This is a genomic window from Shewanella sp. MM_2022_3 (assembly GCF_022557375.1).
Lineage (GTDB): Bacteria > Pseudomonadota > Gammaproteobacteria > Enterobacterales > Shewanellaceae > Shewanella > Shewanella xiamenensis.
Genome location: NZ_JAKZGV010000007.1, coordinates 21,315 through 47,520, shown reverse-complemented (window position 1 = coordinate 47,520; position 26,206 = coordinate 21,315). Strand labels below are relative to the sequence as shown.

The 26,206-nt window shown below is 47.8% G+C and carries 25 protein-coding genes; 18 read left to right on the top strand and 7 right to left on the bottom strand.

The annotated features are described in order from the left end of the window. Window positions 1-38: 38 nt before the first annotated feature. Both MMG82_RS06315 and MMG82_RS06310 read right to left on the bottom strand, forming a co-directional pair. Window positions 39-1,157 carry an FUSC family protein gene (locus MMG82_RS06315; protein ID WP_172591181.1) on the bottom strand — a complete coding sequence of 373 codons (1,119 nt, stop codon included), beginning with the start codon at window positions 1,155-1,157 and terminating at the stop codon, window positions 39-41. A 256-nt stretch (window positions 1,158-1,413) separates the two neighbouring features. Next, window positions 1,414-2,652: a dicarboxylate/amino acid:cation symporter gene (locus tag MMG82_RS06310; protein WP_241406629.1), complete on the bottom strand. Its 1,239-nt coding sequence runs from the start codon at window positions 2,650-2,652 to the stop codon at window positions 1,414-1,416. A 469-nt stretch (window positions 2,653-3,121) separates the two neighbouring features. Here MMG82_RS06310 and MMG82_RS06305 point away from each other — a divergent pair, with 469 nt between their 5' ends. Further along, complete coding sequence (locus tag MMG82_RS06305) at window positions 3,122-3,475, top strand: hypothetical protein (protein ID WP_218678075.1); 354 nt, start codon at window positions 3,122-3,124, stop codon at window positions 3,473-3,475. Window positions 3,476-3,644: 169 nt separating this feature from the next. Here the strand turns inward: MMG82_RS06305 and MMG82_RS06300 are convergent, their stop codons facing one another. The 4 genes from MMG82_RS06300 to hslR all read right to left on the bottom strand — a co-directional run bounded on the left by MMG82_RS06300 (window position 3,645) and on the right by hslR (window position 8,486). Continuing rightward, window positions 3,645-5,204 (bottom strand): AbgT family transporter, encoded by a 1,560-nt coding sequence (locus MMG82_RS06300; RefSeq protein WP_241406628.1) that lies wholly within the window; start codon window positions 5,202-5,204, stop codon window positions 3,645-3,647. A gap of 246 nt (window positions 5,205-5,450) precedes the next feature. Then, on the bottom strand, window positions 5,451-6,992 hold the full coding sequence (locus MMG82_RS06295; RefSeq protein WP_037416403.1) for a phosphoenolpyruvate carboxykinase: 1,542 nt from the start codon (window positions 6,990-6,992) through the stop codon (window positions 5,451-5,453). A 198-nt stretch (window positions 6,993-7,190) separates the two neighbouring features. After that, window positions 7,191-8,051 carry an Hsp33 family molecular chaperone HslO gene (gene hslO, locus MMG82_RS06290; protein ID WP_037416407.1) on the bottom strand — a complete coding sequence of 287 codons (861 nt, stop codon included), beginning with the start codon at window positions 8,049-8,051 and terminating at the stop codon, window positions 7,191-7,193. Between the two features lie 36 nt (window positions 8,052-8,087). Then, window positions 8,088-8,486, bottom strand: coding sequence for a ribosome-associated heat shock protein Hsp15 (gene hslR / locus MMG82_RS06285; protein ID WP_037416410.1), 399 nt, complete (start codon window positions 8,484-8,486; stop codon window positions 8,088-8,090). A gap of 251 nt (window positions 8,487-8,737) precedes the next feature. Between hslR and gspC the strand changes: the two genes are divergently transcribed. The 12 genes from gspC to MMG82_RS06225 all read left to right on the top strand — a co-directional run bounded on the left by gspC (window position 8,738) and on the right by MMG82_RS06225 (window position 20,263). Further along, window positions 8,738-9,664, top strand: coding sequence for a type II secretion system protein GspC (gspC, locus tag MMG82_RS06280; protein WP_037427535.1), 927 nt, complete (start codon window positions 8,738-8,740; stop codon window positions 9,662-9,664). Window positions 9,665-9,688: 24 nt separating this feature from the next. Then, window positions 9,689-11,803 carry a type II secretion system secretin GspD gene (gspD, locus tag MMG82_RS06275; protein WP_037427533.1) on the top strand — a complete coding sequence of 705 codons (2,115 nt, stop codon included), beginning with the start codon at window positions 9,689-9,691 and terminating at the stop codon, window positions 11,801-11,803. Continuing rightward, complete coding sequence (gene gspE, locus MMG82_RS06270) at window positions 11,800-13,365, top strand: type II secretion system ATPase GspE (RefSeq protein ID WP_241406627.1); 1,566 nt, start codon at window positions 11,800-11,802, stop codon at window positions 13,363-13,365. The genes gspD and gspE overlap by 4 nt, the downstream gene beginning before the upstream one ends. A 3-nt stretch (window positions 13,366-13,368) precedes the next feature. Next, complete coding sequence (gspF, locus tag MMG82_RS06265) at window positions 13,369-14,592, top strand: type II secretion system inner membrane protein GspF (RefSeq protein ID WP_037416423.1); 1,224 nt, start codon at window positions 13,369-13,371, stop codon at window positions 14,590-14,592. Window positions 14,593-14,666: 74 nt separating this feature from the next. Then, window positions 14,667-15,101 carry a type II secretion system major pseudopilin GspG gene (gspG, locus tag MMG82_RS06260; RefSeq protein ID WP_011715426.1) on the top strand — a complete coding sequence of 145 codons (435 nt, stop codon included), beginning with the start codon at window positions 14,667-14,669 and terminating at the stop codon, window positions 15,099-15,101. Between the two features lies 1 nt (window position 15,102). Further along, the gene (gene gspH / locus MMG82_RS06255; protein WP_240293456.1) at window positions 15,103-15,675 is read left to right on the top strand and encodes a type II secretion system minor pseudopilin GspH; all 573 of its coding nucleotides are present in this window, start codon (window positions 15,103-15,105) and stop codon (window positions 15,673-15,675) included. Beyond that, window positions 15,662-16,030: a type II secretion system minor pseudopilin GspI gene (gspI, locus tag MMG82_RS06250; protein ID WP_037416429.1), complete on the top strand. Its 369-nt coding sequence runs from the start codon at window positions 15,662-15,664 to the stop codon at window positions 16,028-16,030. The genes gspH and gspI overlap by 14 nt, the downstream gene beginning before the upstream one ends. Next, window positions 16,011-16,778 carry a type II secretion system minor pseudopilin GspJ gene (gspJ, locus tag MMG82_RS06245; RefSeq protein ID WP_037416432.1) on the top strand — a complete coding sequence of 256 codons (768 nt, stop codon included), beginning with the start codon at window positions 16,011-16,013 and terminating at the stop codon, window positions 16,776-16,778. The genes gspI and gspJ overlap by 20 nt, the downstream gene beginning before the upstream one ends. After that, window positions 16,775-17,773, top strand: coding sequence for a type II secretion system minor pseudopilin GspK (gspK, locus tag MMG82_RS06240; RefSeq protein ID WP_037416434.1), 999 nt, complete (start codon window positions 16,775-16,777; stop codon window positions 17,771-17,773). The genes gspJ and gspK overlap by 4 nt, the downstream gene beginning before the upstream one ends. Window positions 17,774-17,821: 48 nt before the next feature. Next, window positions 17,822-19,009 (top strand): type II secretion system protein GspL, encoded by a 1,188-nt coding sequence (gene gspL / locus MMG82_RS06235; protein WP_172589899.1) that lies wholly within the window; start codon window positions 17,822-17,824, stop codon window positions 19,007-19,009. A 1-nt stretch (window position 19,010) separates the two neighbouring features. Next, the gene (locus tag MMG82_RS06230; RefSeq protein ID WP_037416438.1) at window positions 19,011-19,487 is read left to right on the top strand and encodes a type II secretion system protein M; all 477 of its coding nucleotides are present in this window, start codon (window positions 19,011-19,013) and stop codon (window positions 19,485-19,487) included. Window positions 19,488-19,501: 14 nt separating this feature from the next. Then, window positions 19,502-20,263, top strand: a complete 762-nt coding sequence (locus tag MMG82_RS06225) for a type II secretion system protein N (protein ID WP_037427523.1) — start codon at window positions 19,502-19,504, stop codon at window positions 20,261-20,263. 70 nt (window positions 20,264-20,333) lie between these two features. Here the strand turns inward: MMG82_RS06225 and yrfG are convergent, their stop codons facing one another. Beyond that, the gene (yrfG, locus tag MMG82_RS06220) at window positions 20,334-20,996 is read right to left on the bottom strand and encodes a GMP/IMP nucleotidase (protein ID WP_240292805.1); all 663 of its coding nucleotides are present in this window, start codon (window positions 20,994-20,996) and stop codon (window positions 20,334-20,336) included. A 110-nt stretch (window positions 20,997-21,106) separates the two neighbouring features. Between yrfG and MMG82_RS06215 the strand changes: the two genes are divergently transcribed. The 5 genes from MMG82_RS06215 (at window position 21,107) to MMG82_RS06195 (ending at window position 26,167) form a co-directional block, all read left to right on the top strand. Beyond that, window positions 21,107-21,706: an aspartyl/asparaginyl beta-hydroxylase domain-containing protein gene (locus MMG82_RS06215; protein ID WP_240292806.1), complete on the top strand. Its 600-nt coding sequence runs from the start codon at window positions 21,107-21,109 to the stop codon at window positions 21,704-21,706. Next, window positions 21,684-23,693, top strand: a complete 2,010-nt coding sequence (locus tag MMG82_RS06210) for a phytanoyl-CoA dioxygenase family protein (RefSeq protein ID WP_240292807.1) — start codon at window positions 21,684-21,686, stop codon at window positions 23,691-23,693. The genes MMG82_RS06215 and MMG82_RS06210 overlap by 23 nt, the downstream gene beginning before the upstream one ends. After that, window positions 23,693-24,859, top strand: a complete 1,167-nt coding sequence (locus MMG82_RS06205; protein ID WP_241406626.1) for a hypothetical protein — start codon at window positions 23,693-23,695, stop codon at window positions 24,857-24,859. The genes MMG82_RS06210 and MMG82_RS06205 overlap by 1 nt, the downstream gene beginning before the upstream one ends. Next, window positions 24,846-25,334: an N-acetyltransferase gene (locus MMG82_RS06200; RefSeq protein WP_037427517.1), complete on the top strand. Its 489-nt coding sequence runs from the start codon at window positions 24,846-24,848 to the stop codon at window positions 25,332-25,334. Before MMG82_RS06205 ends, MMG82_RS06200 begins: the two co-directional genes overlap by 14 nt. A gap of 233 nt (window positions 25,335-25,567) precedes the next feature. Then, window positions 25,568-26,167, top strand: coding sequence for a tail fiber protein (locus tag MMG82_RS06195; RefSeq protein WP_144346541.1), 600 nt, complete (start codon window positions 25,568-25,570; stop codon window positions 26,165-26,167). The last annotated feature ends 39 nt before the right edge of the window (window positions 26,168-26,206 follow it).

Below are 26,206 nucleotides of genomic sequence, written 5' to 3'. Positions count from 1 at the left end.
AGGGAGTGATTTTTCGCTTCTATTCCCGTGGTGACGGCCTATGCGCGCTTGGTAGTTTTATGTAACACGGTTTGTCCGCGATAGGCGACTTCGATAATCTCGATATCGGCGTAGAGGGCTTCGACGGCAATGGCGAGTTGATAGATAAGCCAGCCGTATCCCGTGAGGGCAAATCCCTGTGCGACTTCATTTGCCAAAGGGGGCGAATTCGGTGCCGAGCTGGCCAAGCTAAGTTGTAATCTGTGTTGCAACTCTTGCTCTAATGCATTTGGTAGTGTGGGCAATGTAGCTGTTTTACCTGCAACAAATTCGCTAAGGCGTTGCAGATAAGCCGTAAGCTCGGCGGCGACTTTGTTGATTTGGTGGTATGCCTCTTTGTCGGCTTCCTGCCAGCGACTCAAAGGCAACAATTCGAGTAAGGTGATCAGCCGAACCTGTTTATTGACCAATTCCGCCAGCAGTATTTTATGTTTTTTTAAGGTTTGGCTTTCCCATTCTAGGGAGAAAAACAGTTTCTTCTGAGTTAATACCGCCTTCATCGCTGCTTCGAGTTCGGCGCGAAAATCTAAATCATGGTTGGCGGGGGCCTGTAAATGTTGGGTCAGCACCTTTGCCATATTATCGATGGCATTGGCGAGCTGACTACGCCAGTCCTGTTTGGCCTTAATCGGGAAGATAAACAGCGACACCAGAATCGCGATAACACAACCCAGCAGAATATTTGCCGTGCGCCAGAGTGCCTCTGAGGTGTCGTGGTTCGCATCGCCCACCACGATAATAATGGTGAATCCTGCCACCAGATAGGCATAGCTGTAGCGTCCTGCCGAGATAAAACAGATCAGCGTCACCCCTAAAATTAACAGCCCCATAATTACCCAATAGCTGTCGAGTGTGGCCACTAGCATCACGCCATAAGCCGAGCCTAAACAAGTGCCTACCGCCCGTTGCAGTGACTTTTCAATCGCACCGCCCACCTGTGGCAGACTCATCATAATGATCACAATCGTCACCATGCTCCAAATAAAATGCGGCGGTGACCAAATGGCATTAATGGTGACGGCAATCAGCAGGGCGAGGCCGAGTTTGAGGGCGTGAATGGCGCGGAAATGGCGATAGATAAAGTCGGCAAAAGGGCTTGCAGGGGCAAAGACGGACATAATGCAACACTCCTTTGGACTGATGGTAGCCAAGCCATTATCGCAGAAAGGCACTTCGCCCGTGTGGTTGGGCTGATAAAGAAATGCAAATTGCGAGGCGGCGCTGTTTGAGCTTAGTCCAAGGCACCGCCAAGATCACATTAAAGCTAGGTAATTGATATTAAATCAGTAAGATAGCGTGCAGTCTGTACAAGGCTCTGTCATAAAAAAGGCTTGAATAAGCAAGCCTATTCAAGCCTTAGGATGCGCGTGCGTGTTAACTCGGTTCTTGAGTCGGTTGCTCCGCAGTGTACTTATCCATAATCACGGCACAGGCGGCGTCACCTGTGATGTTTAGCGCGGTGCGGATCATGTCAAACACTCGGTCGAGGGCGAATAACAGCGGTAAACCATCAATGGGAATACCCGCAGCCAATAGCACTGCGACCACTAAAAATGACGGACCTGGCACGCCCGCTTGGCCAATGGCGCCTAAGGTGGAGGTAAAGATAATCGCGGCATAGGCGGTCATTGAGAGGTCAATGTTGTACATTTGCGCGAAAAACATCGCGACCAGACCATAATAAATCGCATTGCCGCTCATATTGATGGTGGCACCTAAAGGCAGCACAAAGGCAGTGGTGGCCTTAGAAACCTTAAGATCTTCTTCGCAGGTTTCCATATTTACTGGCAGCGTTGCCATTGATGACGCCGTCGACAGTGCCATCACCTGGGGCTTTTTCATCGCCGAAATAAATTGGCGTGCCGAGACCTTAGAAAACAGCTGCACCACTAAGGGGAAGAACACAAAACCATAGAGCAGAATCGCGGCCACAAACACGGCAAACAGCTTAAACACGACTTCTAAGGCATCAAAACCAAAGGTGCCGACGGAATCGGCCATCAAACCAAACACACCGATAGGGGCAATCACCATCACGCAGTTGATCATCCACACAAAGGCGTCGACGACAGTATTTAACGCCGCTATGATGGGCTTAGCGCCATCGCCTTTGACCTTCGTCAGTGCGATACCAAAGAAAATACTAAATACCAGTATTTGAAGGATATTTCCGCCGTTTAGCGATTCGAACACATTGGTTGGGATCATGCCGATAAAGGTGTCGATCACTCCGGGGAGTGCGCCATGTTCGGCTGTTACTTCCATCAAGCCACTGCCACTGTGGGCGGTAAAGTCAACACCTGCGCCGGGTGTAAACATCTTACCCATCACTAATGCCAAAGCGACGGCAAGGCCTGAGGTGACAATAAAGAAGCCAAAAGTGCCCACACCAATCTTACCTGCCGAGGGGCTATCACCTAAGCTGGCGGCACCGCTGATGATAGAAACCAGTACCAGTGGGATCACTAGCATTTTGATTAAATGGATAAAAATGGTACCAAGCGGTGCGAAGATACTCGCACTTTCACCCATCATAAAACCCACCAGTGCGCCAATAATCATGGCGATAACCACTTGAACACCAATGTTGCCTAATAAACTCTTGCTCTTCATTCTTGCGAAACTCCCCGGTTGCCGCAGCATTTTGTGTCTTAAGACTCGTTATCTATTTACAGGTCAGCCTTTGCTTTTAGCGTAAAAAGCTAAGCCCCGATAGGTTTTTTGGGCGCCTAAGGTATCACAGTTGGCTTAATAGGTTTTGTGAAACATCATCAACCTTGATTTGAAAATAACCAAAACCTAAATAACATGACCTATAAATAAAGAATATTTAAAAATTATCGTATTAAAGTGATTTTTATTTAATTCTGACTTGTTTTTTGTCCATCGAATTGATGAATTGTGATTTAGGCTTTGATGGGCGCAGATATCCTCTCGTATTCTTGGCACCGGTTGAGTCGCGAGAACTCCCATCTTTTACTTGTATGAATCTTGAGAGTGGCGAATAGCCAAATAGCCTCCATGACTATTCAACTCTTTGACTCACTCAGTTTTCCCTATGACAACACCATTCGAGGACATTATGAATATCACTTCATACTTTGGTAAACCTGAGTCGTTACAGTGCTGGATAAGAAAATGTATCGAACAACCTGGATTAAGTTATTGGCTGGTCTATCAAGATCTTGATCAAGGTGAATCCCTTCAACTGACCACATTGTTGTTCCCGATAGTGGCTGATAGGGATCTCTCGGATGACGAAATCAATGCCTTTGAGGATGGTTTAGGCCGCAGTGACTATGGTTATCTGCTAAATACGGATCAAATCGAGGATGTCATTGCTAATCTTAAGCAGCAAAAAGCTCAGCCCAGTGAACAGGAACTACTTGAGGCTATTATCTTTTACTATGAGCGAGATGCGTTTATAGATATTTAAGTATTTGTATTTAAATGTTTTTAATCAAATGAAATGCCGACGTTTTACGTCGGCATCGGCGTTTAAGCGAGGTGGTAAGCGGTGCAGTGTTTAGTGGTTATTGAGGTATCGAGTGCCCTGTTTATTATAAATTCAATGTTGCTAGCACTCTGCATACCTCTTTTACGCCCTAAGGCATTGCTGGGAAAGTGAATGAGCTACCGATACCTAATGGCAGACCTAATGCCCAATATGCCAATAAGAAACCGCTCCAAAGCAGGAGAAAACTGATTGAAAACGGCAGCATCAGCGCCACTAGGGTGCCAATACCTGACTCCTTAACGTATTTTTGGCAAAACACGACTATCAGCGGAAAGTAAGGCATCAGCGGGGTAATGATATTGGTTGACGAGTCGCCCACGCGGTAAGCGGCTTGAGTCAAATCGGGTGATACGCCCAGCTCCATTAACATGGGTACCATAATGGCACCAATCAACGCCCATTTGGCTGAGGCCGAGCCGACTAATAGATTGACAAACGCGGTGAGAAACACAATCCCCACCAAAGTTACACCCATCGGAAGAGCCAATTCTTTCAACGCCAACGCGCCTTTAATGGCCATTAATGCGCCTAAATTGGATTGGCCAAAGGCATAAATAAACTGAGCGCAGAAGAAGGCCATGACGATGTAATAACCCATGCCGCTCATGGACTTACTCATGCCTTGAATAATGGCTCTGTGGTTATTCGCCGTACCCGCAACATAGCCATAGACTATGCCTGGCACGAGGAAGAACACAAAAATAATCGCCACAATGGAGCGCATTAAGGGAGCCGAAGCACTGGTTAGCGCGCCATCGGTACCACGCCAGGCAGAGTTGTCACCATAGGCGGTAAACACCAGCCCTAAGGCACATAACAACATGGCACCCATAGCGAATTTGAGACCGCGGCGCTCATGGGGCGCCAGCTCATCAAGCGTTGGCAGCGTGCTGGGATCGCCATTCACCGCAGTGTTTTTTAGGCGTGGCTCAATCACTTTATCCGTTAAAAACCAGCCAACTAAGATAATTAACACAGCAGATGCCGACGTAAAGAATATATTATTCAGTGGGTTAATCGTTAATGTGGCGGCAGCTGGGTCGGCGGATAATCTTGCCGCCGCCTGAGTTAAGCCGGCTAACATAGGATCAAGACTCGATGGCACGCCCACGGTTGCAGAAAAACCACCGGATACCCCAGCAAAAGCAGCGGCAATACCGGCTAGTGGATGACGACCCGCGGCATAGAAGATCACCGCGCCGAGTGGGATAACCAGAACATAACCCGCATCAACCGCGACATGGCTCAGGATACCCACTGCGATAAGTACCGGAGTGAGTAACATCTTGGGGGTCACTGATAAAATTGAGCGCAGCCCCGCATTAATAAAGCCTGTATGTTCGGCAACACCTAAGCCAAGCATAGCAACCAGCACGACACCGAGCGGTGGAAAAGTCACAAAGGTTGATACGAGTGTTGAGGTAAAGGCGGTTAATGCACCGCCTTCGAGCATATTCACGACTTGAATGGGGTTGCCAGTACGAGGGTCGATTTCATCAAAACTGACGCCCGATAACCCCCAAGAGATCAGCCAGACCAAGCCTAGAAATAGTGCAAATAATACTGCGGGGTCGGGGAGTTTATTCCCTACGGTTTCGACGGTATTGAGAAATCGCTGGAATCCTGTGGCAGGTTTATGATTTTCCATTTGGGTGCCGCTTCCTAAAAGTGATGATTGTTATTGGTGATTATAAAAACGCAGCATTAATTTAAGCTTGGTTTAACTAATCGATAAGAAACAAAACACATAAAAAATCTAACGCAGTGACGTTAGTGCGGGTGGGGTTTAGTTACAAAATCAACAGACAAGTAAAAAGCGCGGGTTCATCGCTGAACTCGCGCTTTTTTACTCAACAATGTGTTTGATTACATTATCTAAATGAATTCGCTACGCTTATGCCTTTGGGCCCGCGTTACGGATGGCGTCTGACACTTGATACTTCGCGAAGTTCTTAGTGAAGGCTTCGGCCAGTTTTTGGGCGTATTCGGCGTACAGTGCTTTATCGCTCCAAGTGTTCACTGGGTTGAGTAGATTGCTGTCGACACCGCTAACCGCTACAGGCACCGCGAGGTTTAAGGTATCTAAATGAACGGTTTCAACGTTTTTCAGCTCGCCGCTGACAATCGCATCGACAATGGCGCGGGTGGTTGGGATGTCGAAACGTTTACCAATACCGTGTGGGCCGCCAGTCCAGCCAGTGTTAACTAAGTACACTTGGCTACCGAATGATTCGATACGCTTCATCAACAGTTCAGCATACACGCCCGCAGGACGTGGGAAGAAAGGCGCGCCGAAGCAGGTAGAGAAGGTTGACTGAATCGCAGAGGTTGAGCCGATTTCAGTCGAACCGACTTTCGCGGTGTAACCAGAGAGGAAGTGGTAAGCCGCTTGCTCTTTGCTCAGGATAGAAACCGGTGGTAATACGCCAGACACGTCGCAGGTTAAAAACACCACTGCGTGCGGCTCGGCGCCACGGTTGTCTTCTTTACGCTGGGCGATATGCTCGAGCGGGTAAGCTGCGCGGGTGTTTTCCGTCAGGCTGCTGTCTTTGTAGTTAGGCACGCGGTGTTCGTCCATTACCACGTTTTCCAGCACAGTACCGAAACGAATCGCATCCCAAATCACAGGCTCGTTCTTTTGGCTCAGGTCGATACATTTGGCGTAGCAGCCGCCTTCGATGTTGAATACGCCGCCCGGTGCCCAGCCGTGCTCATCGTCACCGATCAGGAAGCGTTTTGGATCCGCAGACAGGGTGGTTTTGCCCGTGCCTGACAGACCGAAGAAGAGGGTGGTGTCGCCGTCTTTACCTACGTTAGCCGAGCAGTGCATTGGCAATACGCCTTGGGCTGGCAGCAGGAAGTTTTGTACAGAGAACATCGACTTCTTCATTTCGCCAGCGTATTTCAGGCCCGCTAGCAACACTTTGCGCTCGGCAAAGTTTAAGATCACCGCTGCATCTGAATTGGTACCATCACGCTCAGGAACACAGACGAAGTCTGGTGCGTTGATGATTTGCCATACAGGCTTGTCTTGACGGTTAAATTCTTCTGGGATGATAAAAAGGTTGCGGGCGAACAGTTGGTGCCAAGCGTATTGAGTCGTCACGCGCACTGGCTGGTAATGTTCTGGGTCTGCACCGACTTCGAGGTCAGATACAAACAACTCTTTATCGGCGAGGAATGCTTCTACACGCGCCCATAATCCTTCAAAAGCACCGGGTTCAAATGCTTGGTTGACGGGTCCCCATTCGATATCAGCCGCTGAACTAGGTTCTTTAACAATAAAACGATCGCCAGGAGAGCGACCTGTGCGTGTACCGGTTTTGGCAACCAGCGCACCATTGGCGGTTAATTCACCTTCGCCGCGGAGCAGGGCAAATTCGACCAGTTGTGCTGTTGAGGGGTTGTAATGAACGCGGTTTAATCCATCCGCCATAGTGAGGTCTCCATTGACTTGTATTTGTAAGGTTATTTTTTATCGATCGTCTGCCGATTTTGCTTTTATTTATCGCCCGAGGCGTGCTAGGGGACAAAGTGTGCCGATTGTATCCTATCCGTGGCTAAAGTGTGAGCTGGATCATTGAGGTGGTACAAAAAAGGGCACCCAAGGTGCCCTTTGACAGTAAGTAAAAACTTACTGCTGGGTATTTGAAGTGGTGCCATTGGCATAGATTGCTGCAACATCAATAGCATCGAACACGTATTTCGCATTGCAGTATTCACAACCCATTTCGACCTTACCGTCTTCCGCCAGAATGGCTTCGACTTCGGCTTGATCGATGGTTTTAATCGCCGCCGCACTGCGCTCGCGTGAGCAAGTGCATTTAAAGCTGACTTCGATAGGATCGAACAGACGTACTTCTTCTTGATGATACAAGCGGTGTAATACGTCCTGCGCTTCTAGGGTGAATAACTCTTCCGCCTTGATGGTCGCTGTCAGCTGACATAAATGCTCGAAGTCGGCATTGTGGTCTTCTTGGCTTGGTAATATTTGCAGGAACATGCCAGCAGCTTGTTTACCGTCGGCAAATAGCCACATTGCTGTGGGTAATTGCTCTGACTGGTTAAAGTAGTCTTCGACACAGGCGGCTAAGGTGGGTTTATCAAGGGCGACCACGCCTTGATAGCGTTCGCCTTCGTCCGGTGTGAGGGTGATAACCATATAACCTTGGCCAAACAGGTCGGCTAGGCTGGCATCGTCGGCTAACTCGCCATCCCAGCGGGCGATACCGCGTAATTGCTGCTGGTTATTGCCATTGATCACCGCCAGCGATACTGGGCCATTCCCTTGCAACTGCACGCTAATATCACCGCTAAATTTTAGGGTGGCGGTTAATAAAGAGGTCGCCGCTAGCAACTCGCCGAGCAGGGTTTGCAGCACAGGAGGATAGGCATGTGAGCCTATTACCTGCTGATAGCTGTCTTGCAATTGCACCAGTTCACCACGCACATCGGCATTATCGAACAGGTAGCGGTGTAAAATATCTTGGGTCATTTTGTATCTCACTATTAGGTAACTTTTACGTAATTCTTAGCATTCTTTAAATCGGATAAGTTGGCGTCGTTGCTTTTTATCCGGTTTATGGTCGGGTGCAGGATTATTAAGAATATTCAATCGTCTTGCTTCGGCATTTAACGCGCGTTTAGCGATGCTGGCGGCGGTTTCTTCGTACAATTCCTGTGCAATTGATGCACTTTGGCGTGATTCTGATAATTTTTTTATGACGATCTCTTTATCGTCATAACCTTGTCGTATCTTAAGGACGGCACCTATCTCAGCATTCTTACTAGATTTGGTGCGCGCACCGTTGTAATGTACTTTGCCGCCGTTGATCATTTCTTTGGCTATGGCTCGAGTTTTATAAAAACGTGCGGCCCATAACCATTTATCGAGTCGAACGCTGCCACTGTCGCCTGAACTTTGTGTCATAGTGTCTCCAAGATAAAAGATCGATGAGTTCACATGCTGAGTAATAAAATGCCTAAGTCGCATTGCTATTATGTTAAAGAGTGGTGCGCTTCACACCCTTTTTAGGCGGGCAAAGTTAGCATAAATGGCCAATTTTCGCCAATTGCAATACTGTTATGGGGTTGTTGCCAAATGCGGCCTAGGTTAGCATGTGGCGAACATGATAATTTTTATAATCAGAACAGAGACCTGTATTGAGGGTCCACATAAATATGGATTTATTAGATAACGTTATCGCAAAAGCTGCAGGTATTCCGCATAAGCCGTTGAGTCAGGTTGTTTTCTGGCTTGGTTTTATTCTGAGTTTACTCTTAGCCGCGCAAATTACATGGAAACTCGTGCCTACCACCTCATCTCCTACAGCATGGTCTCCCACTGCGGTGACCACGGCGGGTAAAGGGGCTGGGCAAATTGATCTGGCAGGATTACAGCAACTCGCACTTTTCGGCAAAGCCGACGCCAAGGCGGATAAACCTAAAGTCGAAGTGGTCGAAACCGTAACCGATGCGCCAAAGACTTCCCTTTCTATTCAACTGACGGGGGTGGTGGCATCCACCGCTGACCAAAAAGGTCTAGCGATTATTGAATCCAGTGGTAGCCAAGAAACCTACAGCTTGGGTGATAAAATTAAGGGTACATCCGCTTCGTTAAAAGAAGTCTATGCAGACCGGATTATCATTACCAATGCGGGTCGCTATGAAACCTTGATGCTTGATGGTTTGGTTTACACCAGTCAAAGCCCAGCGAATCAACAATTACAAAAGGCCAAGAGCGGAAAAGCTGAAGTCGTTAGCCGAGTGGATCAGCGCAAGAATGCTGAAATCTCTCAAGAACTGGCCGAATCTCGCAGTGAACTTTTAGCCGATCCCAGTAAAATTACTGACTATATTGCGATTTCGCCCGTGAGACAGGGAGAAAACGTTGTTGGTTATCGCCTCAATCCTGGCAAAGATGTGAACCTATTTAAGCAAGCAGGCTTTAAACCCAATGACCTTGCTAAATCGATTAATGGATACGACCTGACCGTAATGAGTCAGGCGTTAGAAATGATGAGCCAATTGTCTGAATTAACTGAAGTTTCTGTTATGGTTGAACGGGAAGGACAGTTGGTTGAAATCATGTTTAGTTTGCCGCAATAACACGCGTTAGGGGAAAGTAAAATAATGAATAACAAACGGATTCGACGCAAACTGATTGCTGGAGTTGTGGCGGGCGCCACTATGCTGACCTCGCAATTTGTTTGGTCTGAACAATATGCGGCCAACTTTAAAGGCACTGATATTCAAGAGTTTATCAATATTGTTGGTAAAAACTTGAACAAAACCATCATTGTTGACCCGACGATTCGCGGCAAGATCAACGTTCGCAGTTATGATCTGCTCAATGATGAGCAGTATTACCAGTTCTTCCTCAACGTGCTGCAAGTATACGGTTATGCCATCGTCGAGATGGAAAATAACGTTATCAAAGTGATCAAAGACAAAGATGCGAAAACCGCGGCGATTCGTGTTGCTAATGACAACGATCCTGGCCTAGGCGATGAAATGGTTACCCGCATCGTGGCGTTGTATAACACCGAAGCCAAGCAATTAGCACCATTATTACGTCAGTTAAACGATAACGCTGGTGGTGGTAACGTAGTGAACTACGATCCATCAAACGTGCTGATGCTCTCTGGCCGCGCTGCGGTGGTTAATAAGTTAGTTGAAATCATTCGCCGTGTAGATAAACAGGGTGATACCTCTGTTCAAGTCGTGCCACTTGAATATGCTTCTGCTGGCGAAATGGTGCGAATTATCGATACCCTGTACCGCGCGACAGCTAACCAAGCGCAGCTCCCAGGACAAGCGCCTAAGGTTGTTGCCGACGAGCGGATTAACGCTGTTGTGGTCAGTGGTGATGAAAAGAGTCGTCAACGGGTGGTGGAGCTGATCCACCGTCTCGATGCCGAGCAAGCCAGCACGGGCAATACGAAAGTACGTTATTTACGGTATGCCAAGGCCGAAGACTTAGTTGAAGTGCTAACTGGTTTTGCCCAAAAGTTGGAAGGTGAAAAAGATCCTAGCGCTCAGGCAGCGGGTGGTGGCAAACGTCGTAATGAAATCAATATTATGGCCCACACTGATACTAACGCATTAGTGATCAGCGCTGAGCCAGATCAAATGCGCACTATTGAAAGCGTGATCAACCAACTCGATATTCGCCGCGCCCAAGTATTAGTCGAAGCCATTATCGTGGAAGTTGCCGAAGGCGATAACGTCGGCTTTGGGGTGCAATGGGCCGCGAAAGCGGGTGGTGGAACTCAGTTCAATAACTTAGGCCCAACTATCGGTGAGATTGGCGCGGGTGTATGGCAGGCGCAGGATAAAGAAGGAACCTATATTACCAATCCAAACACAGGTGACGTGATTGGTAAAAACCCAGATACAAAGGGCGATGTTACCTTACTTGCTCAAGCCTTAGGTAAAGTGAATGGTATGGCATGGGGCGTTGCTATGGGTGACTTTGGTGCCCTAGTACAAGCCGTATCGAGTGACACTAACTCAAACGTACTTGCAACACCTTCTATTACTACCTTAGATAACCAAGAAGCCTCTTTCATCGTCGGTGATGAAGTGCCTATTCTTACCGGTTCTACCGCCAGCTCAAACAACAGCAACCCATTCCAAACCGTTGAGCGTAAAGAGGTTGGGGTGAAGTTAAAAGTGGTGCCGCAGATCAACGAAGGCAACGCGGTTAAGCTTGCGATTGAGCAAGAAGTCTCCGGCGTAAACGGTAACACGGGTGTGGATATTTCCTTCGCTACTCGCCGTTTAACCACTACTGTTATGGCTGATTCAGGCCAAATCGTGGTACTCGGTGGTTTGATTAACGAAGAAGTCCAAGAAAGCGTGCAGAAAGTGCCATTCCTCGGCGATATTCCAGTACTTGGCCATTTATTCAAATCTTCTTCCAGTAAGAAGACCAAGAAGAACCTGATGATCTTTATCAAACCCACCATTATCCGTGATGGTGTGACGATGGAAGGTATCGCTGGTCGTAAATACAACTATTTCAGAGCATTGCAGCTTGAACAGCAGGAGCGTGGTGTCAATCTAATGCCTGAGACTAAAGTGCCGGTATTAGATGAGTGGAACCAGTCTGAGTATGTGCCGCCAGAAGTGAACGATATTTTAGATCGTTATAAAGAAGGCAAAGGACTAGAGACTCAGATGCGTAAAACTGACCCGACTCTCAAGTCGCTGGATGAAAACAAAAACAAAGATAAAACACAATGAGTGAAATACAAGTATCCCAAGTCGAGGATTTAAGCTTAGTTTCCAATGAACTAGGTATTGAAGCCGAAGGTGATGAGGTATTTCGCTCCAGCAGCAAAGAGCGTTTACCCTTTGCCTTTGCCCACCGCCATGAGGTGATTTTAGCCTATGGCGATGATGGCGCCTTGAACCTGTTTTATACCGCCAAAACCCCGTTAGCGGCGATGCTTGAAGCGCGTCGCTACTCGGGCGTGGATTTACCTTTGGTACAGCTCGAGCCGAGTAAGTTTGAGGTCAAACTGACTCAGGCCTATCAAGCCAATTCCTCCGAAGCGCAGCAGCTGATGGAAGACATTGGCAATGAAATGGATTTATTTACTCTTGCAGAAGAGTTGCCACAAACCGAAGATTTGCTCGAAGGCGATGATGATGCGCCGATCATTAAGCTCATTAACGCCCTGTTATCAGAAGCGATTAAAGAAGAAGCCTCGGATATCCATATCGAAACCTACGAGAAGCAGCTAGTCGTGCGTTTCCGTATCGACGGTGTGCTGAAGGAAGTGCTTAAGCCGAATCGTAAGCTGTCATCCTTGTTGGTGTCGCGGATTAAGGTGATGGCGCGCCTCGATATCGCCGAGAAACGTGTACCACAAGATGGCCGTATTTCGCTGCGGATTGCGGGCCGCGCGGTGGACGTGCGGGTATCGACCATGCCATCGAGCCACGGTGAGCGTGTGGTGCTGCGTTTGCTGGATAAGAATGCCGGTAATCTGGATTTAAAACAGCTGGGTATGACGGACAGCATCCGAGCCAAGTTCGATGAGCTTATTCGTCGTCCCCACGGCATTATCTTGGTAACGGGTCCTACGGGTTCGGGTAAGAGTACCACGCTATATGCTGGGCTTACTGAGATTAACTCTAAAGATACCAATATCTTAACCGTTGAAGATCCCATCGAATACGAATTAGAAGGCATAGGCCAAACTCAAGTTAACACTAAGGCGGACATGACCTTTGCCCGTGGTCTACGGGCGATTCTGCGTCAAGACCCCGATGTGGTGATGATTGGGGAAATCCGTGACCTTGAAACCGCCCAAATTGCGGTGCAGGCATCCTTGACGGGTCACTTAGTGATTTCGACTCTCCACACCAACACCGCTTCGGGCGCGATTACCCGTTTGCAGGATATGGGTGTTGAGCCTTTCTTAGTCTCATCAAGTTTGCTCGGGGTATTGGCTCAGCGCTTGATCCGTACCCTCTGTCCAAAATGTAAGACAGAGCATGTGCCCGATGAGCGTGAACGTGAGCTGCTGGGTATTATTGCCGATGATCCACGCCATATTTATCGTGCCAACGGCTGTAAGGCCTGTGGTAACAGTGGCTACCGTGGTCGTACGGGCATTCACGAACTATTGTTGGTCGATGATAATGTGCGCGAGCTTATTCACGGTGGACGTGGCGAACTGGCGATTGAGAAATATATCCGCCAGTCGGTACCAAGCATTCGTCACGATGGCATGAGCAAGGTGCTCTCAGGTATCACCACTCTGGAAGAAGTCCTAAGGGTGACCCGCGAGGAGTAAGCTATGCCTGCATTTGAATATAAGGCGCTGGACGCCAAGGGGAAGCAGCTTAAGGGCGTGATCGAAGCGGATACCGCCAGACACGCACGTAGCCAATTGCGCGATCAACGCTTGATGCCGCTGGATATTCTGCCGGTCACTGAAAAAGAAGCCAAGGCGAAAGGTGCGGGATTTTCGCCCTTTAAGCGCGGGATTTCAGTGGCGGAATTAGCGCTGATCACCCGTCAAATCGCGACACTGGTGGCGGCGGGCTTACCGATCGAGGAATGTCTTAAGGCGGTAGGTCAGCAATGTGAGAAGGCGCGGCTTGCCAGTATGATCATGGCGGTGCGCTCCCGGGTCGTTGAGGGTTATAGTCTGGCCGATTCCTTGGCTGAATTTCCGCATATTTTCGATGACTTATACCGCGCTATGGTGGCCTCGGGGGAAAAATCCGGCCACTTGGAAGTGGTGCTAAACCGCTTAGCCGATTACACCGAACGTCGCCAGCAGCTTAAATCTAAACTGCAACAGGCGATGATTTATCCCATCATGCTGACGATTGTCGCTATTGGGGTGGTATCAGTGTTACTTGCGGCTGTGGTACCAAAGGTCGTTGGCCAGTTTGAGCATATGGGCGCCGAGTTACCGGCGACGACCCGTTTCTTAATTGCTGCCTCGGATTTTGTCCAACACTATGGTCTGTTTGTTGTTTTAGCGATTGGTATTCTGTTGGTAGTGTTCCAGCGTCTACTCAAGTCACCGATTTTCAAGATGAAATACCATACATTTTTGCTGAAAATGCCGGTGATTGGCCGAGTAAGTAAAGGACTCAATACTGCGCGTTTTGCGCGTACCTTGAGTATTTTATCCGCCAGTTCGGTGCCTTTGTTGGACGGGATGCGCATTGCCAGCGAGGTATTGCAAAATATGCGGGTACGGGCGGCGGTGGATGATGCAACGGCGCGCGTACGGGAAGGAACTAGCCTCAGTACCGCGTTGACTAACACTAAGCTATTCCCTGCGATGATGTTATATATGATCGCCTCAGGGGAGAAGAGTGGTCAGCTCGAAGACATGCTTGAGCGTGCTGCGGATAACCAAGATCGCGAGTTTGAGAGTAATGTGACGCTCGCCCTCGGCGTATTCGAACCCATGTTAGTGGTAAGTATGGCGGGGGTTGTACTCTTTATCGTAATGGCCATTCTGCAACCGATATTGGCGCTGAACAATTTGATTAGTGGCTAGTTTTTGACATTATGGAATATTGCCTTTCAGTCATACGGCTGAGAATGGCACAGGTTTTTTAGGAGATGTAATCGATGCAAATGAATAAAAAGCACAAGGGTTTTACCTTACTTGAAGTGATGGTGGTAATCGTTATCCTCGGTATTTTGGCGTCTATGGTGGTGCCAAATCTGATGGGCAACAAAGATAAAGCCGACCAACAAAAAGCGGTATCTGACATAGTCGCGCTCGAAAACGCTTTAGATATGTACAAGTTAGATAACGGTGTTTATCCAACGACTGAGCAAGGTTTAGAAGCCTTGGTGCAAAAACCAACGATTTCACCTGAGCCTCGTAACTACCGCGAAGAAGGTTATGTAAAGCGTTTACCACAGGACCCATGGCGTAATAACTACTTACTGTTAAGCCCTGGCGAAAACAGCAAGTTAGATATCTTTAGTGCAGGCCCAGACGGTCAACCAGGTACCGAAGATGATATCGGTAACTGGAACTTACAGAATTTCCAATAAGATGTTAACGCTGCGCCACGCCGGCTTCACCTTGATGGAGGTGATGCTGGTGATTTTGCTAATGGGACTCACCGCCGCGGCGGTGACCATGTCTATTGGCAATTCGGGGCCACAACAGGCGCTGGAAAAAACCGCGCAGCAATTTATAGCCGCTACAGAGTTAGTGCTGGATGAAACCGTATTAAGCGGCCAATTTATCGGTATTGTGGTGGAAAAAACCAGTTATCAGTTTGTTTTTTATAAGGATGGTAAATGGAGTCCATTGGAAAAGGACAGAATTCTGTCTGAAAAACAAATGGAACCTGGTGTGGTGATTAATTTGGTGCTCGATGGTTTACCGCTCGCACAAGAGGACGAACAAGATGACTCTTGGTTTAAAGAACCTTTAATCGAGCCCTCTGCGGAAGATAAGAAAAAGCACCCTGAACCACAGATTTTGCTATTACCCAGCGGCGAAATGAGCGCCTTTGAATTGAGTTTTATTACCAAGACAGATAAAGGCCCCCTCGACGTATTGGTGGTGGGCGATGCCCTTGGCCGTTTAACCCTAGGGCGCCCCGATGAAATACGCTAAGGGCATGACGTTACTCGAAGTGATCGTCGCCTTGGCGGTGTTTGCGATTGCCGCCGTTTCCATCACCAAAAGCTTGGGTGAGCAAATGGCGAATATGCCGATTTTGGAGTCGCGCACCCTTGCTCAGTGGGTAGCCGACAATCAAATGGTCGATGCCAGACTCGAGCCTCAATTTCCGGAAATCGGTAAAAAAGAGGGCCAAGTAGAACTGGCGGGTAAGGATTGGTACTGGCGAAAAGAAGTGGTGAAAACCACCGATGATAATTTTCGCATGATCCGTATTAGTGTCAGTGAAGATGAGCGTTATCAGCGTATTGCAGCACAAGTGAGCAGTTATGTCCTTAAAACAAACTAATGCTCATCGGGGGTTTACCCTGCTGGAAATGCTGATCGCGATTGCGATTTTTGCCATGTTGGGGTTAGCGGCTAATGCGGTACTCAGCACAGTTCTGACCAATGATGAAGTGACAAAGAATTTCTCAACCCGTTTAAAAGCGTTGCAACAGGGCTTTGGAGCGATTGAGCGCGACTTGGGACAGATGGTTGCCCGCACACCTAGACTCCTCGAAGGTGGCCGCGGAACAACGGTATTTCAGACGGGGAATGACCTTTTAGATTCGGAATCCGAGGCTTTAGTCTTTTACCGCTTGGGCTGGCTCAATCCAGATGGCTTATTGCCCCGTGGCAGTTTGCAGTCAGTCGCCTATGTCGTACGAGAAGGAAAATTAGAACGCTGGTATTTTCCTTACCCTGAGCCGGAATTTGGTGCCGAGCCAATCAAGACGGTGATTATCGATAAGGTGCTCTCGGTCGAGTACTCCTTCTTTATGGAGGATAAGTGGGAGCGAAAGGTTGAGGCGACTAAGTTACCCAAAGCCATTGCAATCGAAATTGAGATTGAAGGTCTAGGTAAGATTCAGCGTAAGTTTATGCTGCCTCTGGGCGCGGCGGCGCCAGAAAAGTCTAGTGATGAAGACAACAAAGACGAAAACACCGAAGACAATAAAGAAGACAACGGTGACAAAGATAATAACGGCGATGGTTCCGGTAACGGGGAAGAAGATCCCGGCACCGGTGAGCCAGAAAATGAGGATGGCGCATGATAAGGCGAACTCCTACTAAACAGCGTGGTGTCGCGCTGATCGTCGTATTACTGATCGTGGCCATGGTGGTGATTATTGCCACCAATATTACCAGTCGTAATCAGTTGTCGATGCGCCGCACCTTAAACTTAGCTCAGTACGATCAGGCCTATTGGTATGCGATTTCCGCCGAAGAGCTGGCGAAGAAGATCCTCAAGCAGGACTTAGACGATTCAGAGGGGCGTGTCCATAAGCAACAATATTGGGCCATGAGCGATGTGGTATTTCCGGCAGAATATGGCGAGATTGCAGGCAAGATCACCGATATGCGTTCGTGTTTTAACTTAAATGCCTTGTCCGTCACCACAAAAGATGTGGAAAACGGTCAACCTAAATTGCCCTTGGCTGCTAAGCAATACAAGGCGTTATTAGTGAGTTTAGGTATGGATGATTTTACCGCTGATCATCTCACTCAAACCCTAAAGGATTATATCGACGAAGACACGATCACCAGCCCCTATGGCGCTGAAGATGCCGAGTATGAAGCACGCCACGTGCCATACCGTGCCGCCAACACTCTGATGAATCATCGAAGTGAGCTGCGGGCAGTGATGGGATACACACAGGATATTTATTTGAAATTATTGCCCTATATTTGTGTTATCCCGGGGAATGACAGGCAATTGTTGAATGTGAATACCATTGATGTCGAACAAGCAGCGCTGCTGGCGGCCATGCTCGATAATCAGATTTCCGTCGGTGAGGCGGAAAGCATTATTAACCAGCGCCCTGGCGATGGTTTTGCCAAGATTGATGATTTTTACGAATCCTCCTCAATGGGGTCGATTAAATGGGAAGATGCGATGAAGTCGACATTTGTGATCGACAGTCAATATTTCCTCCTTGCCTCGGGCGCAAAGGTCGACAACGCCATTTTTAGGATGGAGAGTGTGCTCAAAAAGGGCAGCGGTAACAAAATGGATGTGCTCACCCGTCAGTTTGGTGGACAAAAATAATAGCAAACAAGCTCAATCCCTTAAGGTTGAAGCTGGTGGAGAAAAACTGTGAGTGAACGGCTATTTATTCGCTTAGGCAGAACCGCAGAGCAGGCATGCTCTTGGCTGGTTTGGTCCGAACAAGAACAAGAAATTATCGCCTCAGGCGAACTGGCCAACGCCCAAGGTTTATCAACCTTAACTGAGCGCGCGGGCAATCGCCCCATTGATGTGTTGGTGCCAGCTTCCGCCATGACGCTCACCAGCGTGAATCTGCCCGAAAAAGGTCAACGCCAAGCCTTAAAGGCCCTGCCTTTTATGTTGGAAGAATCCATCGCCGAGGATGTGGATGCGATGCACTTTACCGTTGGTCCACGCAATGGCGATGCCCTCAGCGTGGTCGCCGTTGCCCATGAGCAAATGCAAACTTGGCTCAGCTGTTTGGCCGAAGCGGGCTTAAAAGTAAAGCGTATCGTGCCTGATTGCTTGGCCTTGCCATTGCAGGAATGCCAATGGGCGGCCATGCGTTTCGGTAATGAGTTATTGTTGCGTACAGGATTAGGAACGGGCCATAGCCTGCCTTTATCTTGGTTGCCAGTGGCAATGAAGCAACTGACGGCTCAGACAGACGAGGTGTCGGTCGCCAGTTACACCGAGATGGAGTTGGACGGTGTCGAGCTTAAGCCACAGCCACTCGACTTACCTATGTTGGTGCTGGCGCGCGGCATTTTACATGCGCCGATTAACTTACTGACGGGTGTCTATACGCCTAAGCGCGAATACAGTAAGCATCTGTTGCAATGGAAAAATGCGGCAATTGTACTAGCCATTGCTATTGTGTTGTCTCTGGTAAATAAAGGCTTAACTATTCATCAGGTAAATGGCCAAATCGCCGATTTGAAGGCGCAAAGTGAAGCCATTTATCAACAAGTGATACCAGGCAATTCACGTATTGTGAATTTACGCTCGCAGATGGAGAGCCAACTGCGCGCACTCCAAGGCCAAGGCAGTGGTGCAGAGTTTTTTGCTATGCTGGCGGGGTTACAAGACGCCTTTAAACAAGTACCTGAGCTAAAACCCAATAGCTTACGATTTGAAAGTGCCCGTAATGAAATCCGCATGCAAGTCACTGCTAAAAATTACGCGCAAATTGAGAAGTTTAAAGAGATTGTCGGCCGTCGTTTCCAAATCGATGGTGGCACGATGAATAGCGGTGAAGATCAGGTCACCAGCACCTTAACCTTGAGGAGCAAATAAGATGGATAATTTGCGGACTTGGTGGCAAGGGCTTGCGTCGCGCGAGCAGCAGATCGTAGGTTTTGGCGCCGTATTTTTAGTGATCGGTCTATTTTACTGGGGGATTTGGACGCCAATCGCCAATGCTGAGGCCAATGCACTGCGCAACTTAACGGCACAGCAGCAAACCTTGACCTATGTAAAGCAGACGGCGAATAAAATCGCTGGCTTAAAACAAAGCGGCGCTAAGCCGACGATGAGCGGCAGTTTAAGTTCAGTCGTCAACCAAACAGCGGGCAGTTATGGCTTAGTGATCACTCGCATGCAGCCCCAGGGCGATAAAATCCAAGTGTGGATGGATGATGTGCCATTCGATGCCTTACTCAGTTATTTGAATGATTTAGTGCAGCAAAAGGGCTTATCCCTTGAGAGTGTTGATTTGGCGGAGGCTGACGCGCCTGGCTATGTCAAAGTAAGACGGATCCAACTAGCGCAATAGGTTAAGGTGTAGCTGTGAGTCTGATAAAAAAGATTATTATTGGTGTACTAATTTATATCGTGTTTTTAGTGGCGTTGTTTCCTGCCAGTGTGGCCGTGCGCCTCGCACCACTCCCAGCGAATGTGGGAATTTCTGGAGTGAGTGGCAGTATTTGGGCGGGTAGCATTGAAACTTTGAATATTCAGCAGCGCCAATTGGAGCAAGTGCGTTGGGAACTCAGCCCTTGGTCTTTGTTTTTAGGTAAAGTGAAGCTGGATTTTCAAGTAGGTAGCCGAGCAACACCCGTAAGTGCTAAAGGGTTAATCACTTGGTCAATGGCTGGCATTAGTGCGCAGGGATTACGCTTTGAAGCGCCCGATAGCTTCTTAATTGGTAATACTAAGCTGCCCTTTAGAACCGAAATTAATGGTGAAGTCAGCCTGCTGGTTGAAACCCTAGAACAAGGTAAACCTTGGTGCGAGCAGTTATCGGGTAAATTATTCTTAAACCAAACCAATGTGAAGAATCAATTCGGCGATTATCCACTGGGTAATATCGAGTTGGGCCTTAGCTGTGTTGAGGGGAAAGCCCAGCTTGCTACCGATGAGAGTAAAAACCAGTTGGGAATTATCGGTACCTTACAGTTAGACGAGGGGAATATGGTCAAGGTTGCCGCTAAGATCAAAGAGACCAACGAACAGCCGGAAGATATGCGTAAATCTCTTAATATCCTCGGCAAGCGTGGAGATGACGGTTACTTCCCTATTGTTTATCAGGGGCGTATTCCTGGGCTTTAATCTAGCCAGTAATGTAACCTAATGCATGATTTGATAAAGGCACCTTGGGTGCCTTTTGTGTTTCGAGGAGTTAACTCGCGAGATCGTTAAGCAACAAACGATAGTCGCTAATGGCCGGAAAATCATTGAAGGTTTTGGCAGGTTTTTGGCTATCGGGATTGCTGATCCCGAGCTGATGCCCCACGCCCGCTAAGCGCGCGGCATTTAAAATGGGTTCACTATCATCGATAAACAGGCAGCGCTCTGGCACGAGGGCGAATTTTTCAAATAGCGTTTGCCAAAATTGTGGGTGTTCCTTGGGATAACCCGTTTCATGGCTTGAGATCATCGCATCTAAACCACTTCCAAGTTCAGTATGCTCCAGCTTAAGAGCAAGACTCTTAGGGTGGGCATTGGTGACTAAGATGCGTTTTTTGCCCGCGGCGGCGAGGGCATCGAGAAAAGGCATACTGTCTTGGCGCAGTTGAATACGGTCAACTAAGTCGCGGTGAAGCCCCATAATGTCGAGCTGCAGCTCGGACTGCCAATAATCGAGGCAATACCAATCTAACGTGCCTGCGACTCTGCCGTAGGCTTCTTCCACCCGTTGTTGTGCCTGGCTCTGGCTTAATCCCCGCTGCTTGCTCAGCTCCTGTGGCACCAGACTCAACCAAAAATGGTTATCAAAGTGCAGGTCGAGCAGGGTGCCATCCATATCGAGCAGTACAGTATCAATCTTCTTCCAGTCAAACATGGGATGTCCTGTGTGGTTAGGTTGGCTTGTAGATCAGCTTATCTTGTCAGCATGACACTTTGTGCTAGGCTTGATTAATTCGTTTTTGTCTAAAAATGAGACACTTGGATATGGATATCTGCTCATTCGCCTTACTCACCCAAGCTCCGAATATCACTAGTTTACAGCAAGAACTCACGACTTTGTTGCAGCATGAGTGGTTGCCACACATTAACCAACGTGATTATCACGCGGGCTCTCAGGGCGGTTGGGATGTGTTGGCTCTACGCTGCGCCGAGGAATATCGAGTCGCGCACCCCATTTTACAAGCCTTTTCCATTAGTGCCGCGACAGATTGGGATAATTTGCCTTCACTGGAATCGAGCCCCGCGCTGCTGCAGTTTATTCAATCCCTTGCTTGCCCAGTTAAATCGGTGCGCTTAATGCGCTTACACGCTGGTGCTGAAATCAAGCCCCATAGGGATCAAGGATTATCACTTGAACAGGGTGAGGCTAGATTACATTTGCCCCTACAAACCCATGATCAGCTTTATTTTTATGTGGATGATAAACGTGTACCTATGCGGGCCGGAGAGCTTTGGTATATCAATGCTGACCAAACCCATTGGGTCGCGAATAAAGGCGTGGATGCCAGAATTAATTTGGTGATCGATTGTGAAGTCAACTCGTGGTTAAAGGAGCTTATCCATGATGCCAAGATCAAAGCCTAATGCAGGGCAGCGCGGGGCGTATCTAAGATTAAAGCTGTTTGCTCAGGCGCTGTTGCAATCCCATTCAGCGGGGGAGGCAAAGCGGCTTATCGATCCAATGCTGGCGCAGTTATGCCAATTGACTGGGTTGGAACTGCACCCGGCGTTGTTTCTCGATACGGAGGCTAGTATTACGGCTTTTGGCAAGGCGGTATCACCGACAACTGCGGCGCAATGTGCAGAAGATCCCGAACGTAGCAGAGTGTTTATTCAGGGAATTTATCAAGCGATACAGGACAAACTTAAAGCTAACTCGAACCATCCTGTGCACATACTCTATGCCGGAACCGGGCCTTTTGCTTGGTTAATCTTAGCCTTATTACCGCTATTTACGGCGAAGCAAGTGCGAGTAACCTTACTCGACATTCATCGAGCGTCATTGGAGAGTGTTGAAAAGCTGCTGGCATATTTCGATGTAGCGGATCGTGTCGATGCGCTTATTTATGCTGACGCTACGCTTTGGCGGCCAGCATCAACACAAACCTTTGATCTGATAATTTCTGAAACCATGAAACACCTACTGCAACAGGAACCGCAGGTACAGATTTTTAGCCATCTACAGCATTTTTTAGCAGAGGATGGATGTTTGATCCCTGAGTCGATTGAGTTGGATGCGTGGATCGAGCTAAAAGAGCGGCCACCCATTTATTTGGGTCCTTTATTCTGTCTCGATTTAGCTCATGCCCGCTTGCTCGCTCAAGGTGACAGAAGTGGGCTAGTGGGGAGCTTATTGTTACCTGATTATGAACCCCAACCCATAAGCCTAAAACTGACGACAAAAATCAGGGTTTATGGCGAACATCAATTACTTGAAAACCAATCACAATTAACCCTCTCCCAATATAAAAAGTCCCTGTGGCTTAAACCTCTTAGCAGAGTGGACTTCCGTTACGAGCTGGGAGCATATCCCGATTTTATCTTCCAATATCAGCAGCATAAATTGGCGCTTGTTGGCAGTGAGGATTTGAGTTGTTTGGGCATTTATCACTTGCAGCGACTATGGCAAAAAATTCAGTTGCAAAAGCGTGGACAAACCAATGAGGTGGCAGAGGGAGAATGGAGCCTAGATAAAGCGCTGCTGGATCTGTGCGGTATTGGATTAGAACCTGGGATCAAGGCGCTCTATCAATTTGATAAACAAACTGATTTTATCGCCTTCGTTCAAAGACAAACTAAACTGACCACCGCGGATATTGTCGGTATTAATCAGCGATTGCGTGCCTTATCCCAAGCTGAGCTAGAAAGCGGCAATACCGAGTTAGCTTATGGTAACGCTTTACCTCAAGTGCTTACCGATGCCCAACTCGCCTTTTGGCAACGGGAGGGATATTTAGTCATCCCGCAAGTGTTGTCAAAAGCCCAATGCGAGGCCAGTCGAGCCGTGATTTGGCAACAGCTTGGCGCGAATGAAAATGATCCATCAACTTGGTATCAGTCCCATGAGTTGATGCAGAAAATCATGCTGCAGTTATTTCGTCATCCTATCCTCGATGCCAATCGGCAAGCACCTCTAATCCGTCAAGCCTTTGAACAATTATGGCAGCGAACCGATTTAGTGATGACGACTGATAGAGTGAGTTTTAATCCCCCTGAAACGCCCACTTGGCAGTTTCCTGGCCCGCATATGCATTGGGATATGCCATTGCAACTGCCTGTGCCATTTGGGACTCAAGGATTGATTTATCTTACGGATACCCCTGCCGAGCAAGGGGCATTTTGCTGTGTTCCCGGTTTTCACCTCAAAATAGAAACTTGGCTACAGGAACAAAACAAGACTGATATTGAGTTGCAGCAACAGCGTTGGGAGGAGTGGCCCATTAAACCCATTTCCGCAAACGCAGGGGATTTAATTATTTGGCACCATGCCTTGCCCCATGGACCGACGCCCAATCGAGGCGTGTTACCACGCATGGTGCAGTACATTAACTTCTACCCAATGGCCTGCTAATGATTGATTTTAATGAACAGCAGCAACGCCATTGGCAATTGCTGCATCAGCCTGAATCATTGTTTTTACTGCATCAAGCGCAGGATGTTGAGCATTTTATTGCTCTGATGGCAGACTTCCTCAATTGGCCTGAGCTAAATTTAGAGCAGATGCTGGCATTTATTGCCTTGCAGCAACAAGGGTTCATTCCGGATTTAGCACGCTTTAGCCAAGTTTGGTTTCCTTCTCGTTATCATTCTCAAACCAAAACAATCAGTTGGGTTCCGGTTTTTAAGCGGTTATCAAACCCTTTTTTGGAGGACGATATCTGCGATGCTCGTCGTGGTTTACTGGCTAGTTTTATCCAGCCTCAAACCTTGCTCGAACCCTTATTATCCCAACGCGAAAGTTTGTCCGCTATCAATCCTAACTTGATGATTTTCCATTGGTCTCGTTGTGGGTCAACACTCGTTTCAAGCAGTTTTTCCCTACTCAAAACTTGCCGAGTGTTATCCGAATCTATGCTCTGCAGCGATGTGATGCACCATGATGCTTGGCCTTCGGCCTTAACACCGCAGCTGGTGGATTTATGTTTAAGGCTGCAAGGGCGGTTGCGGCCTGATGAGCGTGAGCTAGTGATCAAGTGGAATGCGTGGGATTTAGCTTGTTGGCCCATGTTGCTAGAACTCTACCCTAATAGTCGAGTGCTATGTCTTATGCGCCATCCCAGAGATATTTTGGCTTCGCATCAACGAGAGGCTGGGATGCATATGGCGGGGCGAGTGAAGGCTGTATTTCTCCATGCATTGCCGCTTAGTGAAAACACACATGGTGAGCCTAGTGTAGATGCATTTCGAATGGGTGTGTTACATGGTTTTGCCCAGCAAACTGCTGCACTTTATCAATCAAGTCATTGCATCTTAATGGATTATCAACAATTAAATGCGCTTAAACCCAGCGCACTTTCGGCCATTTTAGAATGGCCGTTAGCCGCAGAAGATATTGAGCATTGGCAAGGCCACTGGCGCTTTGATGTAAAGCGACAAGGGCAATTGTTTGTACCCATGGTACCCGTGCTATCTACCCCATTAAATGAATCACAAACTCTCTCATGGCAGCTGTTATTGAATGCTTATGAGCAACTGTTGCAACCTTTAGTTCGAGATAAAAACCATGATGCTAGCTGAGTTAAATCCATTCACTGGCTTGAGTATTAAGCCTGCCAATGCAAGCGATAACCTATTTATGGCAGAACTTTTTTATTCAACTAAAACCTTCTTCTATGAGCTTGGTTTACCCCTTGATGTCGTACAGAACATGTTGGAGCAACAATATCGGCTGCAACAAGTCTCCTATCGGGAGCAATATCCACATGCCATTACCTATATATTGTTTTATCAGCAACAAGCGGTCGGCAAACTAATGCTCGATACCAATGAGCATAGGGTTCATCTTGTTGATTTTATTATTGCGCCAAGTATGCGAGGTCGCGGTTTAGGCTCTGCGGTATTAGAGGCGGTCAAGCTTGAGGCGAGGCAACGTCAGTTGCCTGTTCATTTATCAGTAGAGAGTGAAAATACTCAAGCTAAATCACTTTATTTACGGCATGGATTTCAGTTTCAAAGCCGTTCCGAAACCTATGAGTCAATGCTATGGCCTTAAACGTCGGCAGATAATTTACACAAAATTATTTCTGCTTAATTGTGTTTGCCGATTTTTCAGATATGTTTAGTTGTAGCTAAATTGTTTTCATTATGTTTCACAGTAGACCATCGATTGTGTGATGTGAATGATGTTGTCATCAGCAAAAGGACTCGCTGTCGATTAATTGTCGTGAGTAATTAAGTCATTGCAAGACGTTACATAGACAAAGTCGTTATTTAAGGAGAAATACAATGTCAGATCCATTTATCGGTCAAATCTCTATGTTTGCCGGCAACTTTGCTCCCCGTGGCTGGGCACTTTGTAATGGGCAGTTACTGTCTATCTCGCAAAACTCTGCACTTTTTGCAATTCTGGGTACTACCTATGGTGGCAATGGCCAAACGACCTTTGCGCTGCCTAATTTACAAGGGCGTGTGCCTGTGCACGCAGGCCAAAGCCCTGGTACAAGCCAATATACTTTGGGTGAGGTAAGTGGAACCGAGAATGTAACATTGACGATCAGTGAATTGCCGACTCATAGTCATGGTGTTGCATTGAGTGGAACTGGAAATGTCAGTGTTGCGCTTGGGGCATCTTCAGCTAACGGTAATGCACCAGCACCGGGACCAACGACAGTACCTGCCAAGGTATCCAGCGGATTAAATGCGCTCAACGCATATAGCACTACTGCACCTAATACCACGCTTTTGCCAGTGAATACCACCACGACCGTTAATGTGACTGGTAATACGGGTGTAGTCGGTAACAACCAGCCCGTTCCTATTTTACAACCTTATGTAGTGGTTAATTTTATTATCGCAACTGAAGGGATTTTCCCTTCGCGTAATTAAATTTACATGAACTAGATAGGGGAATCTGTAAGAGAAATA